At 41.3% G+C, this 18,957-nt stretch carries 15 protein-coding genes; 4 read left to right on the top strand and 11 right to left on the bottom strand.

The window, feature by feature from the left end:
* Positions 1-16: 16 nt before the first annotated feature.
* The 7 genes from nuoH to ASC84_RS11330 all read right to left on the bottom strand — a co-directional run bounded on the left by nuoH (position 17) and on the right by ASC84_RS11330 (position 8,688).
* A complete protein-coding gene (gene nuoH / locus ASC84_RS11300) occupies positions 17-1,030 on the bottom strand; it encodes an NADH-quinone oxidoreductase subunit NuoH (RefSeq protein WP_004819331.1) in 1,014 nt (337 codons plus the stop codon).
* A 2-nt stretch (positions 1,031-1,032) separates the two neighbouring features.
* Positions 1,033-3,717 carry an NADH-quinone oxidoreductase subunit NuoG gene (gene nuoG / locus ASC84_RS11305; protein WP_004819329.1) on the bottom strand — a complete coding sequence of 895 codons (2,685 nt, stop codon included), beginning with the start codon at positions 3,715-3,717 and terminating at the stop codon, positions 1,033-1,035.
* A gap of 11 nt (positions 3,718-3,728) precedes the next feature.
* Positions 3,729-5,060 (bottom strand): NADH-quinone oxidoreductase subunit NuoF, encoded by a 1,332-nt coding sequence (nuoF, locus tag ASC84_RS11310; protein WP_034611088.1) that lies wholly within the window; start codon positions 5,058-5,060, stop codon positions 3,729-3,731.
* Complete coding sequence (gene nuoE, locus ASC84_RS11315; RefSeq protein WP_004722839.1) at positions 5,057-5,566, bottom strand: NADH-quinone oxidoreductase subunit NuoE; 510 nt, start codon at positions 5,564-5,566, stop codon at positions 5,057-5,059. Before nuoE ends, nuoF begins: the two co-directional genes overlap by 4 nt.
* 14 nt (positions 5,567-5,580) lie before the next feature.
* Entirely contained in the window at positions 5,581-7,368 is a 1,788-nt protein-coding gene (nuoC, locus tag ASC84_RS11320) for an NADH-quinone oxidoreductase subunit C/D (RefSeq protein ID WP_004722840.1), read from the bottom strand.
* 86 nt (positions 7,369-7,454) lie between these two features.
* The gene (locus ASC84_RS11325; protein WP_004722842.1) at positions 7,455-8,132 is read right to left on the bottom strand and encodes an NADH-quinone oxidoreductase subunit B family protein; all 678 of its coding nucleotides are present in this window, start codon (positions 8,130-8,132) and stop codon (positions 7,455-7,457) included.
* A gap of 7 nt (positions 8,133-8,139) precedes the next feature.
* The gene (locus ASC84_RS11330) at positions 8,140-8,688 is read right to left on the bottom strand and encodes an NADH-quinone oxidoreductase subunit A (protein WP_004722844.1); all 549 of its coding nucleotides are present in this window, start codon (positions 8,686-8,688) and stop codon (positions 8,140-8,142) included.
* Positions 8,689-9,584: 896 nt separating this feature from the next.
* On the opposite strand from ASC84_RS11330, the gene ASC84_RS11335 reads away from it, so the two are divergent.
* The gene (locus ASC84_RS11335) at positions 9,585-9,935 is read left to right on the top strand and encodes a hypothetical protein (protein ID WP_004722847.1); all 351 of its coding nucleotides are present in this window, start codon (positions 9,585-9,587) and stop codon (positions 9,933-9,935) included.
* 324 nt (positions 9,936-10,259) lie between these two features.
* Here the strand turns inward: ASC84_RS11335 and ASC84_RS11345 are convergent, their stop codons facing one another.
* From ASC84_RS11345 to bfmR, 4 genes are all read right to left on the bottom strand, one after another.
* Positions 10,260-10,589: a hypothetical protein gene (locus ASC84_RS11345; RefSeq protein WP_056514693.1), complete on the bottom strand. Its 330-nt coding sequence runs from the start codon at positions 10,587-10,589 to the stop codon at positions 10,260-10,262.
* Positions 10,590-10,712: 123 nt separating this feature from the next.
* Positions 10,713-11,087: a hypothetical protein gene (locus ASC84_RS11350; RefSeq protein WP_056514698.1), complete on the bottom strand. Its 375-nt coding sequence runs from the start codon at positions 11,085-11,087 to the stop codon at positions 10,713-10,715.
* A gap of 233 nt (positions 11,088-11,320) precedes the next feature.
* Entirely contained in the window at positions 11,321-12,949 is a 1,629-nt protein-coding gene (bfmS, locus tag ASC84_RS11355; RefSeq protein ID WP_004722852.1) for a sensor histidine kinase BfmS, read from the bottom strand.
* Positions 12,950-13,013: 64 nt separating this feature from the next.
* A complete protein-coding gene (gene bfmR, locus ASC84_RS11360; RefSeq protein ID WP_004722855.1) occupies positions 13,014-13,727 on the bottom strand; it encodes a response regulator transcription factor BfmR in 714 nt (237 codons plus the stop codon).
* Positions 13,728-14,282: 555 nt separating this feature from the next.
* On the opposite strand from bfmR, the gene ASC84_RS11365 reads away from it, so the two are divergent.
* From ASC84_RS11365 to ASC84_RS11370, 3 genes are all read left to right on the top strand, one after another.
* Positions 14,283-17,153, top strand: coding sequence for a ribonucleoside-diphosphate reductase subunit alpha (locus ASC84_RS11365; protein ID WP_081407422.1), 2,871 nt, complete (start codon positions 14,283-14,285; stop codon positions 17,151-17,153).
* A 76-nt stretch (positions 17,154-17,229) separates the two neighbouring features.
* On the top strand, positions 17,230-17,361 hold the full coding sequence (locus ASC84_RS22330; protein WP_004722859.1) for a preprotein translocase subunit YajC: 132 nt from the start codon (positions 17,230-17,232) through the stop codon (positions 17,359-17,361).
* A gap of 141 nt (positions 17,362-17,502) precedes the next feature.
* Positions 17,503-18,786, top strand: a complete 1,284-nt coding sequence (locus ASC84_RS11370) for a ribonucleotide-diphosphate reductase subunit beta (protein WP_004722861.1) — start codon at positions 17,503-17,505, stop codon at positions 18,784-18,786.
* The last annotated feature ends 171 nt before the right edge of the window (positions 18,787-18,957 follow it).

Consider the following 18,957-nt stretch of genomic DNA (forward strand, 5'->3'; position numbering starts at 1 on the left):
TGTACTCCCTGCTGTCCTAGGCCTGATTCATCAGAATCACAGCACCAGTCACCAAAAGGTTGACCAATGCAAGTGGTAAACACACTTTCCAACCAAAATTCATAACTTGGTCATAACGTGGACGCATTAAAGAACCACGTGCCAAGACAAACATCATTACAAAGAATGCTGTTTTCGCAATGAACCAGAATGCATCTGGAATGAATGGAATATTTAAATTAAATGGTGCTAACCAACCGCCAAAGAATAAAGTCACGATCAGTGCTGAAATTAAAATGATGTTGACGTATTCAGCAACGAAGAACATCCCCCATTTCATACCACCATATTCGACATGGTAACCTTCTGCCAATTCTTGTTCAGCTTCTGGTTGGTCAAATGGATGACGATGCGTTACCGCAACACCCGCAACCACGAAGATCATGAAACCAATGAATTGCGGAATCACAAACCATACATCACGTTGTGCTTCTACGATGTCACGCAAGTTAAATGAACCTGCAATTGCCACCACACCCATCAATGAAATCCCTAAAAAGACTTCATAAGAAATGGTTTGTGCTGCTGAACGTAGACCACCCAATAACGCATATTTGTTGTTAGATGCCCAACCACCAAATAACACCGCATATACTGCAATACCTGCCATTGCCATAAAGAACAATAGACCGATACTCATGTCTGAAACACCTAAGTAAGGTGAAACAGGAATAACCATGAATGACAGTACTGCAGTCGCCATTGCCACTGCTGGTGCTAAACGGAAGGTTAACTTATCTACAAACTTTGGTGTCCAGTCTTCTTTGAACATGATTTTCAACATGTCGGCAACGATCTGGAACATCCCGCCAGGACCAACACGGTTTGGTCCATAACGGTCTTGCCATAAGCCCAGCAAACGACGTTCAATAAATGACATCAAAGCGGCCAGTAAAACCACAACCAACAAAATTACGATGGCTTGAATCACTGAATAAGCGATTGGCCAGTCTTGTGCCCATGTCGGTAGTGCGCGTAAAGATTCATTCATGATTACACTCCTACCGTTACAGATACAGGTTCAGCAAGTGAAACTGTTGGTGCTTGGCCGACTGGATAACCGATATAACCTGTTGGTAAATATTCAATCACATGCACAGGAAGACTAATCGTCGTTTCGCCTGCTTTCACTGTCAGTTGTTGACCATCTTGAACATTTAAACGTGCTGCATCTTGCTCGCCCACGGCAAAAGTCGCTTCTGGAATACGCGATTCCATCACCGGTGTTTTAATCGTAAATTCACCTGAAGCGAAAATATGATGCATTGGAACCAGACGGAAACTCTCTGGATTTGCCACAACCGCAGTTGGCGCCACATAGCTACGTGCAGGACGTTTTACTAAGCGATCAAACAAACGAACGCCTGAATCACCACCTTTAAGGTGACCACCCACTTCATCTTGGTATTTGTTCCAAGCTTGTGGTGAGTTCCAACCCGGTGCCCATGCAAATGGAACCAATGACGATGCATTTTGCGGTCCAACATAACCTTCCATAGAGAATGTTAATGCGGAATCGACATCGACAGGTTGTTTTGGCTCATGTACGTTTAATGGTGCACGCATTGCAGTACGACCTGAGTAACGACGCGGTTCACGGGCAATTTTCAAGCCATGAACACGGTAGCCCGCATCAGGTGCAACATCTTGAATCGCTTCAAGAACTGGAACATTTTTGACCACAGACTCAATTACGTCATCCAACAATGTCCACGAGATCGCTTTACCTTTCACACCCGTTTCAATGGCATGTAACCAGCGCCAAGATTCTTTGATGGCATATTCTGGTTTGTAATAGCTTGGATCATAAACTTGATAGAAGCGCTGTGCACGACCTTCTTGGCTGACCACTGTCCCATCGCCTTCTGCAAAGCTTGCAGCAGACAAGACAACATCCGCCGCTTTTACGGTTTCAGTTTCAGAATGATCAAGCACAATCACGCTTTGCGCTTTGTCTAGAGCAGCCTGAACTTGTACAGCAGGTAAACGGCGGAACAAATCATTTTCAACAATAATGATTGACTCATAATCTTGAGCAAATGCTTGTTCTAAGCTTAAACCACCAAACAAAGCCATACCCATTGAGTTCACTTCTGGAACTGTCAATGTTAAGCCTGCATTTCCACCTAGGTTTTGTGCAACTTGTGCAGCAGCTTCCATGATGGCAGCATCTTGTAAGCTAGTACCCGAGATGATTAATGGTTTTTTCGCAGCTTTTAACGTATCCGCAATGGTTTGTGCAAATGCTTTAGCATCATCATCTAAACCAAGAATCGCATCACCGTTTACACCCGCAGCAATCGCAAAACCTAAACGTGCAATATCGTTTGGAGAAGCAACAACTTCACCCTCAGCAATATCAGCTAAACGTGTTTGTGTTGCAGCCAAGATGTAAATTGGAGAATTTGCATCCTGACCAATACGTTTTACAGGTTCAGCTAACCAATCTTGGGTACGACGGTCTGCAGCCATTTGTTTGGCTTTGTTTTTCGCAGCTTGGCGAACAGACAATGCCATACGTGGTGCAGTTTGTGTTAAGTCTTCACCCAAGATCAAGACTGCATCATAGCTTTCGATTTCGCGCATACTTGGGTTATAAACACCCTCAGCTTGCATAATCGATGCAGCAAGTTCAACCAAGTTCTGTTCTTTTTGAGAAAGACCAGTTGAATAATTTTCTTGGCCAACCAACTCACGCAACGCATAGTTTGATTCTAATGATGCACGTGGAGAACCAATACCCAAGACTTTTTTGCCTTGAACATTTTCAATCACTGAATCCAGTGCCACATCAACAGAAACAGTTTTAACTTCTGTTGCAGCACGGAATTGCGGCTGACGTGGACGATCTTCACGGTTCACATAACCCGTACCAAAACGACCTTTATCGCAAAGGAAATATTGGTTAACGTCACCATTGAAACGGTTTTCTACACGACGTAATTCGCCATAACGCTCACCCGGAGAGATGTTACACCCTGAAGAACAGCCTTGGCATACGCTAGGCGCATACTGCATGTCCCACTTACGGTTATAACGTGCCGAATGGGTTTTATCGGTAAATACACCTGTTGGGCACACTTCAGTCAAGTTACCAGAGAATTCTGACTCTAAAGTGCCTGATTCTGGACGACCGAAGTAGACACGTGATGCATTGGCATAAACACCAAAGTCTGTACCACCTGCATAATCGTTGTAGTAACGAACACAACGGTAACATGCGATACAACGGTTCATCTCATGTGCAATGAAAGAACCCAACTCTTGGTTATGATGCGTACGTTTGGTAAAACGATAACGACGACGATCATGTTGCGTCATTACTGTCATATCTTGTAAATGACAGTGACCACCCTCTTCACAGACTGGACAGTCGTGTGGGTGGTTGGTCATTAAGAATTCCACAATCGATTCACGGAAATCTTTTGCTTCTTTGTCTTCAATCGAAATAAAGGTATTGTCAGATGCAGGAGTCATACATGACATTACTAAGCGACCACGAGTATCTTCTGGATTCGCATATTGAGTAACAGCACATTGACGGCAAGAACCGACAGAACCTAAAGCTGGATGCCAACAAAAATATGGGATGTCGATGCCAAGACTCAAACATGCTTGTAGCAAGTTTTCCGAGCCATTGACTTCATACGATTTTCCATCGACATGAATTGTAGCCATAGTCGAATTCCTTAAACTTGTTCTACGTGGCTGGCTTGGGCTACAGGACGATCTGTCACTTTAGCTTCAAACTCGCTACGGAAATATTTGAGTGCACCCATCAATGGTTCCATCGCACCTGGTGCGTGAGCACAGAATGTTTTACCAATCCACAATTTGCGAGTCAGTTCTTGAAGATGTTGAATGTCTTCCATCTTCCCTTCACCTTTCTCAATTGCGACAAGTGCTTTGACCGCCCAAGGTAAACCATCACGGCATGGCGTACAGAATCCACATGATTCACGTGCAAAGAATTCTTCTAAGTTACGCGTTGCAGAAACCATACACTGGGTTTCATCAACGACCATTAACAAACATGTACCTAGACGAGAACCTGCTTTCATAATGCTTTCTGAATCCATTGGAAGATCAATGTGTTCAGCAGCCAAGAAGTCAGTCGATGCCCCACCCGGTAACCATGCTTTCAGTTTAAGACCATCGCGCATACCGCCAGCATAGTCTTCAATCACTTCACGTGCAGTCGTACCAAACGGTAATTCCCAAAGACCAGGGAAAGTCACTTTACCTGATGCACCATAAATTTTAGTGCCTGGATCTTTAGATTTACCCGCAGACAAACCGATATACCACTCCGGCCCACGCAACATAATTGCTGGCAAGTTGTTATAGGTTTCTACGTTGTTTACGATGGTCGGACGGCCCCATGCACCTGCAACTTGCGGGAATGGCGGCTTAGTCCGTGGATTTGCACGACGGCCTTCGAGTGAGTTAATCAATGCAGTTTCTTCACCACAGATATAACGCCCCGCACCAGTATGCACATGCAGGTCAAAGTTCCAACCTGTATCTAAGATGTTGTCACCCAAATAACCTTTAGCACGCACTTGTTCTAAAGCTTCATTTAAGTATTGTGCAGCTTCGATGTACTCACCGCGAATGAAGATATAACCCTGAGTTGCTTCGAGGGTATAACCTGCAATCAACATCCCTTCGATCAATTGATGTGGAAGTTTTTCCATCAACAAACGGTCTTTGAATGTTCCCGGTTCCATTTCATCGGCATTACAGATTAGGTAACGAGGACCACCATCATTGGGTGCCATCAATGACCATTTAATCCCTGCTGGGAAACCTGCACCACCACGACCTTTTACAGTCGCTGCTTTGATGACTTCAAGAACATCTTTAGGTGGCATTGAAAGCGCTTTTTTAAAGCCTGCATAGCCTTCTAAAGCTTCATAGTCATCAGCACTACGAACAAATTCCTGCTTACTCAAACGCCATGTTAATGGGTGAGTTTCAGGGTTTCCTTCGCCATAAATTGGTCTTGGTTCGGTATTCATACATACTTCTCCAATAACTGTTTCACAGAAGTCACTTCAACCAAACCGTGTGTATCTTCATCAATCATTAGGGTTGGACCTTTGTCACAGTTCCCTAAACAGCAGATCGGCAATAAAGTAAAACGACCATCAGCTGTCGTTTGACCAAATTGGATACCCAGTTCACGTTGGAAAGCTTCTGCTAAAGTTTCCGCACCCATCAAGAAACATGCAATCGAATCACATAATAAAATTACGTGACGACCTACAGGCTGACGGTATATACGGTTATAGAATGTTGCAACACCTTCTAAATCCGCAGTTGTAATTGTCAATAATTGAGCAATTGCATGTAACTGCGCGTCATCCACCCAACCATTACGGCGTTGTACACACTTTAAAGCATCCAAAGACGCTGCGCGTGGGTATGGGTAGTGACCCATGTGATGTTCAATTTCATGGATTTCTTCGCTGGTCAGAATCCCTTCAACATTCACACGTGGCTTTTTATCAGTCAAAATCATCATAATGCGTTTACCCCTTAGCGATCCACGTCAGCCATAACGACGTCAATTGTCGCTAAATAAATGATCAAGTCAGATACAAGACTGCCGTTAATCACGGAAGGAATTTGCTGCAAGTGGGTGAAAGTAGGCGTACGAATACGGGTACGGTAACTCATGGTTGACTTATCTGAAGTCAAGTAATAGTTAGACGCACCTTTCACCACTTCTGCCATTACAGAGGCTTCACCAGCTGGCATTACAGGACCCCATGACACGCTCAAGAAGTGCGTAATCAAAGTTTCAATATCTTGTAAAGTCTTATCTTTTGGTGGTGGAACTGCCAATGGATGATCCGCTTTATAAGGACCAGAAGGCATATTATCCAAACACTGTTTGACGATTTTTAACGACTCTTCGATTTCGCGATAGTGAACCATCACACGCGCGTAAGCATCGCCTTCATACTCTAACGGCACTTCAAAGTCGTAATTTTCATAACCACTGTATGGACGATATTTACGAACATCAAAATCAATACCTGTCGCGCGTAAACCTGTACCTGTTACACCCCAAGCCAATGCCGATTTAGCATCGTATTGCGCAACATTACGGGTACGACCCACAAATACTGAGTTTTTCAATGCAGCAGTATGATATTCCTTCAAACGTTTTGGCATCCATTCGAGAATTTCACGAATCAGTTTTTGCCAGTTGTTTGGAAGGTCATGTGCTGTCCCGCCGATACGGAACCATGCTGGGTGCATACGGAAACCTGTGATCGCTTCAATTGCGTCATAGATTTTTTGACGATCCGCAAACATATAGAATACTGGTGTCATACCACCGGCATCCTGAATCGCAGTACCGATATACAACAAGTGGTTATTGATACGGAATAATTCAGACATCATGACACGGATACATTGTGCACGATCAGGAACGGTAATCCCTGCAAGTTGCTCCACACCCATGACATAAGGCATGTTTTGCGCACAACCACCTAAGTAGTCAACACGGTCTGTATATGGAATAAATGAATGCCAAGTTTGACGTTCAGCCATCTTTTCCACACCACGGTGGTGATAGCCAATATCAGGCACACAATCTTTCACTTCTTCGCCATCAAGCTGCAAAATCACACGGAATGCACCATGCGCAGATGGATGGTTAGGTCCTAAGTTCAAGAACATAAAGTCTTCATCGGCGTTACCGCGTGTTAGACCCCAATCTTCTGGAACAAAACGAAGATGTTCTTGTTCGAAATCTTGTTTAGCCTTGTCTTGCATGTACGGTGTATATTCAGTCGCACGTGCAGAATATTCTTTACGTAGTGGATGACCTTCCCAATAAGTTGGCAACAAGATACGACGAAGCATTGGATGCCCTTCGAAATTGATCCCAAACATATCGTAAGCTTCACGCTCGTACCAATTGGCATTTGGCCAAATATTGGTCGCTGTTGGAACGTTAATATCGTTCTCACTCAACGCCACTTTGATACGAATATCACTATTACGTTCTAATGAAAGTAAGTGATAGAACACTGTGAAATCAGATGCAGGTAAACCATCACGGTTGTTACGCAAACGTTCATCGACCGCAGATAAGTCAAACAGCATCACATAAGGACGTGGTACTGTACGCAAGTACATTAGAACTTCTTGTACACGTGCGCGCTCAACCCAGACCGTCGGAAAATCTTCAAACGTCGGTTGCACGTAAAAGTTCTCGCCAAATTTGGCTTTGAGATCTTCTACAATTGCAAATGCTGGGCGGGAATCAACTGGAGTCGATTCTGGCATAGCAATTTCAGTTTCAGCCATTGGCTTGGCTTCCTATTTAATACAAATTCTGTCAAATTCCCTGATGACCATATCCATCAGATATGTCAAATACTCATCAGAAAAAATTACTCAATTTCATCCATAGAGCGTAAGTTTTTCACTGCAATACGTTCAGCGTTCTTACGGTCGCGTTCTGGCATCATCTTTGGCTTATACACTGGCTGAAGATCATCACCGATTACCGCAGAGAGCGGACGACGTTCTAATTGAATTTGGTCTTGCAATAACATCAAGGCTTGAATCAATGCTTCTGGACGTGGTGGGCAACCTGGAACGTACACGTCAACAGGAATGATTTTATCCACACCTTGTACAACAGAATAGATGTCGTACATACCACCAGAGTTTGCACAAGCACCCATTGAAATCACCCATTTAGGCTCAAGCATTTGTTCATACAAACGTTGAATTACAGGTGCCATTTTAACAAAGCAAGTCCCTGCAACGATCATCAAATCTGCCTGACGTGGCGAAGCACGAATAACCTCGGCACCAAAGCGCGACAAGTCATGCACACCCGTTAACGTGGTTGCATATTCAACGTAGCAGCAAGATGTACCAAAGTTAAAAGGCCATATTGAGTTTTTACGGCCCCAGTTTACAGCTGTGTGTACCACATCCTCTAAGCGAGTCATGAACACATTTTTATTCACTTCTTCTTCAAGTGGATCTGTCACAATTTGACGATCTTGAAGCGGATATTGTTCAGCTTCTGGATTCGCACGGGTTAAAGTATATTTCATTCCCGAGTTACTCCTTGTTCAGAGACATGGTCGGTGTTTTATCTTTCACACGACCAGAAGATTGAGCTGGAATAGTTCCAGTAGGATCCATCACCAACTCTTCAATTGAATTGAAGCGAGTAATTTCTGCAAGGTCCATATTTGGTGAACCAATTTTAGGTTTAATCCCTGCGATTTTACGTTTATCTGAAGGTGACCAGTTCAATGCACCTGTAGATAATTCATAAATCAAACCAACGAGTAAAACTAAAATAAATACAGCTGCAGCTGAAAACCCAACCCAACCTACTTCACGTACAGATGTCGCCCATGCATATAAATAGAGGGCTTCCAAATCGAATACAACAAAGAAGATTGCAACAAGGTAGAACTTCGCAGACAAGCGGATACGTGCACCACCAGCACTAACCACACCTGATTCAAATTGCTCTTGCTTCGCACGTCCCCATGATTTACCCCCAAGGAGCAAAGGAACGGTGAGCATAAAGACACATAAAAATGTCACGCCGATCACGAAGGCAATGATTGCCCAATCGTATGGAGTAATGGCACTCATGCGGGGATAACTCCTGGCAGGCCTATTATTTAACAAAGAATGTATGTATTGGCCTTGCAAATACACCAAACACAAAATAAATCTGGTCAATTGTACCCGATTGATGTCATCTGTTGCTAGTTAATAGCTCTAAGTCTTTCGGATGATTTTTTAGACAAAAGCCATAATTTTTCCTGATTCACAGCGATACAGCGCTGACTTATCGTTTTATCAAATTTCCATCCCTATTCTTATTAGTTTTTCCGAAGTTTATTTTTTAATCATGAATTAAAAATGACAAATCAGTAGCTTAATCCGATTCAGTCCAAGTAAAAGCTTCGATTTATCCATGCTTTTCTGCGATTTAATTGGCTAATTTCTACAAATATAAGGATTTACCATCTAAAATATTTTGTTACATTCTATGTGGTAAAATAGTCACATTAGATCAATCAAGTGATAAAAATTATCTTATTGTGATAATTTTTAAATATTACAAAGTTATTTATAATTTTTTATACTTTACTATTATCAAAACCAACTTATTTCAATGAAATAACCCGCTTTAAACCATCCAGCGCCAAATGCTCAATGCCTACTTTTGACCTACCTTGTGCCCTCTTATGATTTTCTGATTTGAATTTTCAAAATAGTCAGCACTGTCAATCATGTCATTTTTCGCACATCCCACAACCAAGCTCATCTAAACTGGCCCAAACTAAAGCCGTTTGAAAGATGAGTAACTTATCGCCACTTAAATCAGCAAATTGTATATTTAACACCCAATTGCAGTAAAAGGTGTTCGTTGTCGCAAACTTAGACGAATTGTCTACAGAGCCTATACACATTGAACGACTTTTATGTATATGCTATTCAATATGAACAACTTTAAATCAATAATTTAGGGGTAAAACAAGATGGAATTCAGCAGCAAGCCAAACTATTTTTTATTTGCACAATTACTGATTCGTCATATTGAAAATTACGTCAAAAAACACGCTGATGCACAAAATGCAATTTTTGATCTAAGAGATGTTTATGAGCTTTTCCGCCAAGATCTTGCCGCAACCACGACAAATCTAGAAGGGATTTTAAATATCGCGGATGAATATCGTATTGATACCATTCAAGGTGACCAAAAAATCATTAGCAGTTATAAAATTGACGCTGAACAAAATAGCTTATTGATTGACTTTAATCATGATGCATTACAAGCATTGCGAGACAGCAAGCCAATCATTGCGCCTGATGCAACGCTTCAACAATAAGATCTAGACTAAGCAACATCCAGACATAAAAAACCACCGAAATTTTCGGTGGTTTTTTTATTTGAACCAAGCCTTCAGTCCACAATAGCATTCTTCTTATTCATCCAGTATTCCACACTACACGAAGCCCAACAGGATCGCTGCCCCATGGTGTCGTGCTCGAAGCTGATGACTTGAACCCAGTATCGCATGCTAGGTTGATGGCATGGATCAGTTCACTGGCGGCAGTATAGACCAACACTGCCAATGACCGTTGAAAACGAAGACGCAAAAATAAACCTTGATCATTCGTAGTAACTTCAAAATCTTCTGAAAAACTCAATTTTATACAAGATCATTAATACCTGTGATAATGTCTGCAATTAAATCAATACTGATGGTTAATACGATATCCCAAGATTCACAATCCTCGCCGATCAAAATATAAATCTCGCCATCATCACCTTTTTTCCAATGAACTGGGCTATTGGCAGATTCTCCTGCCTGTATATAAGCAACAGAATCAGTTGTTATTTTTTGCAATTCTTCCACTTGGTCAATTGAAATATAAATATTAATTTCAATAAATTGGTTGGCAATTTTTATTATAAATGCAGGATGCCCATTCCCATTAAATGCATGATCAATAGTAATATCAAAATTAGCGTTCACCATTCAAATTCCCTTAATAAATATTATCAATATCAATGCTCAAACTATTCAGTTTGGTCTGCGTAATTATGCTTAGAAAGGTCTGACAAAGAGTACGTTTTGATGTTCCGATAGATATCGTTATTTTTACATAACGCGAATATCATACAAATGTAATAGTTTATCTGCATTTATTGGTGCACAAAAAACAGCATATAAATCTGATTTAGAATCATCAAACCATAATTGGACATCGATTATATGTTTATTAACACGATCTCCTTTGAGAGAAAAAACCTCTGTATCCCCCAGTACATCGTCAGGGATTTGTGTCATTTTCACAAATCCACTTAAATGCGCAAATTCATTTACAGCAACTCTATATTCATTTGCCGTTGATGGATAGGCCAGTTTATTTTTCACCAATTCCTCATAGTCATCAGAAATCATAAGATTCAATATTTTTATCATTGATTCTTTATATATTGGAAATTCTCTTAGAAAAATATTTTCATTTGTCATTTTCTGATCCCAACTTCTCGCATTGCAGTGGATGGAGTAATTCCAATCTTCTAAAAATATAGATCAAAAGGCATCCAACATTTTTGAGTGAATTTTTGTATTGAAAGTCCCTTCTCCCGTTGGGAGAAGGTTAGGATGAGGGTTGTTTTATCTTAAATAATGACTTTAAAGATGACTGATAAACCAAGTCAAATAGCGCTTAATTGATAATATTTAACAGCATGATTTAACAGTTAAGCTTTTTTCTTTTTAAAACGCTCTACAGGCCAAGACATAGTAAATCTTGCACCACCCAAATCTGAGCTTTGATCGACTTCAATCGTCCCACCAAACCAATACGCAATACGACTAACAATTGAAAGCCCTAAACCATAACCACCCGAAGCACGGGTACGGCTATCATCTAAACGTGCAAATGCCTCAAATACACGTTTACGGTCTTCCTCTGGAATCCCCGGGCCATCATCTTCTACACAGACATAGGCCATGTTGGTCTGGTGATTGACACCGCCACTGATATTGACCTGATGATCACAGTAACGTATCGCATTCCCTACTAAGTTTTGTACAACACGATGTAAATAACGACGTTCTGCATCCACAATCACATCAGATGAAAGTGGATTGAGGTGGATAATCTTTTGGGTTTTTAAAGCTTCGGTTTCTACTGCAACTTGCTTTAATACATCAATCAATACAATTTTTTCAAAATCTAATGAAGGTGTACCTTGCTCTAATTTTGCATAGGTCATGATTTCATCAATCAGCGTATTTAACGCTTCGATGTCTTTATCAATCATCTCGACCTGTTGCAAACGATATTCATGGTCATCTTCATCTGCCAGCATTTCCATACCAAAACGGATTCGCGCCACAGGTGTACGTAACTCATGTGATACCGCACGCATTAACTCACGCTGTGCTTCAATCAAACGCTGTATATGATCAGACATGCTGTTATAACTGGTTGCCAGACTGGCCATTTCGTCATAACCCTCAACAGGTACACGTTGCGACATATCCCCTGTTCTCATCACATCCAAGGCTTCATTCACCTGTTTCAACTTGCGTTGCATTGGCACAATCAAGCCATACACCCCCAAACAGAGTAAGAACATACTCAGCAATGTAATTCCTGCTGCCAATTTGACGGGCATCCAGTTAAACATTGGAACGGGGCCAAGCACCAACACATCTGTAGGTGAGTTTGGTAAGGGTGAAACAATCGAAATGGTGGTACCGCGTACAGTTGCACTGTCACGCCATAAAATCACACTTTGATCTGACCTTAAACGACCAATTTGCTCGGAATCGAGATTGAGCTGAGAAATCTTTTCCACACCAACATGATAAGAGAAATGTTGTTGAATTTTCTTAAGATATTCTTGTTCTTGACCGGGATAATAGACCAAGTAATCCAGAATAAATACTGGAAGCGCCTTCATTTGGCGTTCGCCAATTTGATCGACTTTGATATATAAATAGTGTTTAGGGTCATTTCTGATCCCTATAACCAGATAGGCTATCCCTTGTTCCGCATCATAACGCACCACCGCTTTTTGACTTTCTATACGTTTTTCTTCAGTACGAGATAAGTCAACTTTGCGTGCTTCGAGATAATAAATGGGAAGTTCTAATAGATCAGATGCATCTGAAATCCAATCTAGGCGCTGCTGTTCAGTTTGCTGACGTGCCACACCTTCACTGATCACAAATGAAATTCCATCTGTGAGAGACTCACGATATTCCTGCGCACGTTGATAATTAATTATTTGGACAAGTAAATATCCAAACAAGGCAACCAACACAACAAGAATGACTAATCCTGCATAGATGCGCAAAAATATACTGTGTTTAGACACGCAAACTAACCTTCTTTATGCCTGTCCTGTGATGGACAAGCATCTTAGATGACTGACCCATCGTTTATAGACCAGTCTCTTTAACAAACAAATAACCTTTACTACGTACAGTTTTAATACGTTTCGGATTTTCAGGATCATCACCAATTTTTGGACGAATACGTGAAATACGTACATCAATCGAACGGTCTTGACCGTCATATTCAATACCACGGAGACGTTCAAAGATGTCTTCACGCGATAAGATACGGCCTGCATTCGATGCCAATAACCAGAGTAGATCATATTCAGCGCTAGTGAAGTCAACCAACTCACCATTAAGTGTCACTGAACGACCGCCATTGTCGATCACAAGATCGTCAAATTCAATACGTTGTGCAACTTCATCTTCAGGCGCTTTGTCTGTACGACGTAATAATGCACGAATACGTGCAAGCAAGACACGCGGTTGAACAGGCTTAGCAACGTAGTCGTCTGCACCCATTTCTAAACCAAGAACTTGGTCCATATCTTCAGTACGTGCAGTCAACATCAAAATCGGTTGATGATAATGTGGACGAACTTCACGACAAACGGTTAAACCATCTGCACCCGGCAACATCACATCCAACACAACCAAGTCTGGTTGTTCAGCAATGATGCGGCGAATCGCACGGTTACCATCTGGCTCCACCCCAACTTCCAATCCATTGCGAATTAAGTATTCCTGAGTTAAGCGAGCTAGGCGCTCGTCATCTTCAACAATCAGAATCTTTGGTAACTTTTCTTCTTGGCTCATCTATTTGCCCCTATATTTGATTTTGGAGTCTGCTACAAATCTCGCAGATTCAACACACTATGTTTTGCAATATACACACGTTTACAATGTAAACAAGACCTCATTCACCAAACTGATACATGAGCGTATCAATTTGTTATATTTTTATTAACTATTGAATTGTAGGCAGTTTTATAAAATCAATACACATCATTTTTAAATTTCTTCAAGACAATCAATAGCTGGACTAATTTTTATACAAAATATTTCATTGTTCATATTCTGTCTCATCAGTTTATCGTTTTTTGAGTTATCCACACACTTATCTATAAGCACTCTGCGGAGTCTTTGCTATGCTATGTGCTTGTCTCATAAGGCATATAACAAAAATGACGCTTTGAGGTAAAAAGATGCAAATAAAAATTTACTTTTCAGGGATAAAATATTCTTGAAATGTCAATATTGATCTACCCTTAAAATTACCGTATCTTGTGTTCTAAATTAAATTAAACCACTAAGTATTGTGTTTAGTCCTCAAACATCGTGACAACAAATTTTGCAGTTTGTCCGATTCAAATGGTCCATAAACATAACAATGATGACAATGGAGCTACGCTGACAATGAACGCCATTACAACCCCTGGTCAACTACAAGTGATTAAACGCACTGGTGATGTTGCCGCTTTTGATGCAGATAAAATCTCTGTAGCAATTGGTAAAGCTTTTTTGGCTGTAGAAGGTCAACAAAGTGCAGATTCAAGCCGTATTCATGATCGCATCACTCAGCTCACAGAGATGGTGATGAATACTTTTAATCGTCGTTTACCTTCTGGCGGAACAATTCACATTGAAGAAATTCAAGACCAAGTTGAATTGGCGCTTATGCGTACAGGCGAACAAAAAGTTGCACGTGCATATGTGATCTATCGTGAACAACGTTCTGATGCACGTAAACAAACCGGTGCTCATCATCACCCAACCTTACAAATCACAGATGCGAACGGTCAGCTTCAGCCTCTAGATTTGGGCAAACTTCAAGCCACGATTGAAAAAGCAAGTGAAGGCTTAGAAGGCATCAATGTTCAAGCCATTGTCGATGAAACAGTTAAAAACTTATATAACGGTGTAAAACAGTCAGACATCTCAACCACGATGATGATGGCGACACGTACCCGTATCGAACAAGAACCAAACTATACATATGTAACTGCACGTTTATTACGTGATGACTTGGTTGCGACCGGTTTAAAATTCTTAGGTTTAGCCACAGATACCATCGAAGGCGATGCACTCGAAACTTATTTAAACAAAGGTATCGAGCTTGAGCTTCTATCTCCTGAGCTTTTAAACTTTGACCTTGCGAAATTGGCAGCAGCGATCAAACCAGAACGCTCAAACCAATTTACCTATTTAGGTTTACAGACTTTATTTGACCGTTACTTCATTCATTCAAATGATGTACGTTTCGAACTTCCGCAATTGTTCTTTATGCGTGTTTCAATGGGACTTGCATTAAACGAAGAACAGCGTGAAGACCGTGCAATCGAATTCTATGACTTATTGTCTAGCTTCGATTATATGGCGTCTACACCAACACTGTTTAACTCAGGTACTTTACGTCCACAATTGTCGAGCTGTTACTTAACTACCATTCAAGATGATCTTTATGACATCTATGGTGCGATGCGTGACAATGCCCTTCTTTCTAAATGGGCAGGTGGTTTAGGCAATGACTGGACACCAGTACGTGCCTTGAACTCATATATCAAAGGTACCAACGGTAAATCACAAGGTGTTGTACCTTTCCTTAAAGTTGCCAACGATACTGCGGTTGCAGTAAACCAAGGTGGTAAACGTAAAGGTGCTGTATGTGCATACCTTGAAACTTGGCACTTGGACATTGAAGAATTCCTAGAGCTTCGTAAAAACACTGGTGATGACCGTCGTCGTACCCATGACATGAACACGGCTAACTGGGTTCCAGATTTGTTTATGCAACGTGTGATTGAAGATGCTGAATGGACACTATTCACACCATCTGAAACACCTGATCTGCATGATTTAACTGGCGGTGAATTTGCTGAACGCTATGCTTACTACGAAGGCATTGCAAAAGAAAACAACATGCTACATAAGAAAATCCGTGCGAAAGACTTATGGCGCAAAATGTTATCGATGTTGTTTGAAACAGGTCATCCTTGGATCACATTCAAAGACGTATGTAACTTACGTTCACCACAACAACACGTAGGTGTAGTGCATTCATCTAACTTATGTACTGAAATCACTTTAAATACCAATAAAGATGAAATCGCAGTATGTAACTTAGGTTCAATCAACCTTGTACAACATGTTCAAGGTGGTGCATTAGACCGTGAAAAATTAGCGCGTACAGTTAAAACTGCTGTTCGTATGCTCGACAACGTGATTGACATCAACTACTACGCAGTTGAACAAGCACGTAATTCAAATATGAAACACCGCCCTGTCGGTATGGGTATCATGGGCTTCCAAGATGCTTTATATGAATTGGGTATGGGTTATGGTTCTGATGCAGCAGTAGATTTTGCTGATGAATCAATGGAAGTGATCAGCTACTACGCGATTCAAACATCAAGCGACCTTGCTGTTGAACGTGGTGTGTATTCAACATTTAAAGGTTCATTGTGGGATCAAGGTATCTTGCCAATCGACTCTTTAGATATCGTTGCAAAATCACGTCCAGAGCGTATGTTTGAAGTTGACCGTACTCAACGTTTGGACTGGGATACATTACGTACTAAAGTTCAAAAAGACGGTATGCGTAACTCAAATGTGATGGCGATTGCACCTACAGCAACCATTTCAAACATTTGTGGCGTTTCACAGTCTATCGAACCGACGTTCCAAAACCTTTATGTAAAATCTAACCTTTCTGGTGAATTTACAGTGATCAACCCGTACTTGGTACGTGCGTTAAAAGATCGTGGTCTTTGGGACTCTGTGATGGTTAACGACTTGAAACACTTCGAGGGTTCAGTACAAAAAATTGCACGTATCCCTGAAGAGTTAAAAGCAATTTTTGCGACAGCATTTGAAGTCGATACACGTTGGATCGTAGATGCTGCATCACGTCGTCAAAAATGGATCGACCAAGCACAGTCATTGAACCTTTATATCGCTGGTGCAAATGGTAAGAAACTAGACATCACTTATAAGATGGCTTGGTTACGTGGTCTTAAAACCACTTATTACCTCCGTGCATTAGGTGCAACCTCTGCGGAAAAATCAACCATTAACACGGGTGCTTTAAACGCAGTAAAAGCAACAACTGTTGCTGCACCAGTGGCTGCGGTTGCTCAAGAAACTAAACCTGAAGCGCCTGCTGAAGAAGATGGTTTCGCTCAGGCAGCACCAGTACCACAAGCATGTTCAATCGACAATCCAGATTGTGAAGCTTGTCAGTAAGTAATCCTCCCCGACCCTCTTTTTAAAGAGGGCTTTAGGGGGATTCAAAAAATCTGAAATTATAAAAGGCGAAGAAATGTTCCATTTAAGTCATAACTATGAGTTAGGCGTAATCGTGCTGATCTTAGCCTTTTTAGTTTTTTACGTGCCTGCGGTCTATGCATTCTTTGCGATCCGTAAGCAGCAAAAGCGTAAGCAAAATAAGTAGTGTGGATATCTGTTCTTTCGAACAAGAACAAAACAACTATCGGCAAAACTTAATTTTGCTTGCACAGAATAAGCGTATAGTAGTGACATCTTCCATTGTGAGATGTCGAACATAGATATTAACAACGAAGAGAGAACAACGATGTCTATCCTAAGTTGGGACGATTTTGAAGATGATGAACAGAAACAAGCTGCACAAGCTCACCAGCCTGCGCCCGTCGAACAGAAAAAAACGACTGATTCGCAAGTGGTATCTGATACAAAGCAGTCATCGCAGAATGTGGCAACTACACAATCCGCTGGAACCTATACAGCAAGATCAACAAATCCAACCGATTCGTTGGCAAGAGCATCTCACGCCTTAGAAAAGTTAGATGTTGCACCTGGCTTAGAAGAGCTTGAAATGGGTGCGCAACGTGTACAAGTTGATGATAAAGCCATGATCAACTGTCGCGCTGACTTAAACCAACTTGTACCGTTCAAATACGAGTGGGCTTGGCAAAAGTATCTAGACGGGTGTGCAAACCACTGGATGCCACAAGAAGTCAACATGAACCACGATATCGCACTTTGGAAGTCTGAAAATGGCTTAACCGAAGATGAGCGTACCATCGTGATGCGTTCATTAGGTTTCTTCTCTACTGCGGATTCTTTGGTTGCAAACAACTTGGTGTTGGCGATTTACCGTCACATCACCAACCCTGAATGCCGTCAATACATCTTGCGTCAAGCATTTGAAGAAGCGATTCACACCCATGCTTACCAATACTGTATCGAATCTTTAGGTATGGATGAAGGCGAAGTCTTCAATATGTACCGTGAAGTTCCGTCAGTTGCTCGTAAAGCAGCGTGGGGCTTGAAATATACTCAGTCTTTATGTGATCCAACGTTCCAAACAGGTACACCTGAAAACGATCAAATCTTATTGCGTAACTTGATCGCATTCTATTGCGTACTTGAAGGGATCTTCTTCTACTGTGGTTTCAGCCAGATCTTGTCTATGGGTCGTCGTAACAAGATGAATGGTGTTGCTGAGCAATTCCAATACATCTTACGTGATGAGTCTATGCACTTGAACTTTGGTATCGACATGATTAACCAAATCAAGATCGAAAATCCAAACTTGTGGACTGCTGAATTCCAAGAAGAAATCATTCAAATGATTCTTGAAGGTACTATGCTTGAAATCGAATATGCGCGTGACACAATGCCACGTGGTGTATTGGGTATGAACGCAGCGATGATGGAAGAATATTTGAAATTCATCTGTAACCGTCGTTTGGCACAGCTAGGTTTACCTGAACAGTTTGCTGGTGTAAATAACCCATTCCAGTGGATGTCTGAAATGATGGACTTGCGTAAAGAGAAGAACTTCTTTGAAACGCGTGTAACTGATTATCAAACTGGCGGTGCGTTGAGCTGGTAAGGTGTCCAACTGCCACACCACTTAAGTTATGATTGATATGAAAACCGCCATTTTAGGCGGTTTTCCTTTAATTGAATTTTAATCTTATGATTTAATCTAATTTAACAACTTTACCATCCTTCCAAATATAAACTTGTTTATGTCGATGTTGGTTAGTTTTGAAAATATATG

The sequence above is a fragment of the Acinetobacter sp. Root1280 genome (assembly GCF_001425285.1).
Lineage (GTDB): Bacteria > Pseudomonadota > Gammaproteobacteria > Pseudomonadales > Moraxellaceae > Acinetobacter > Acinetobacter guillouiae.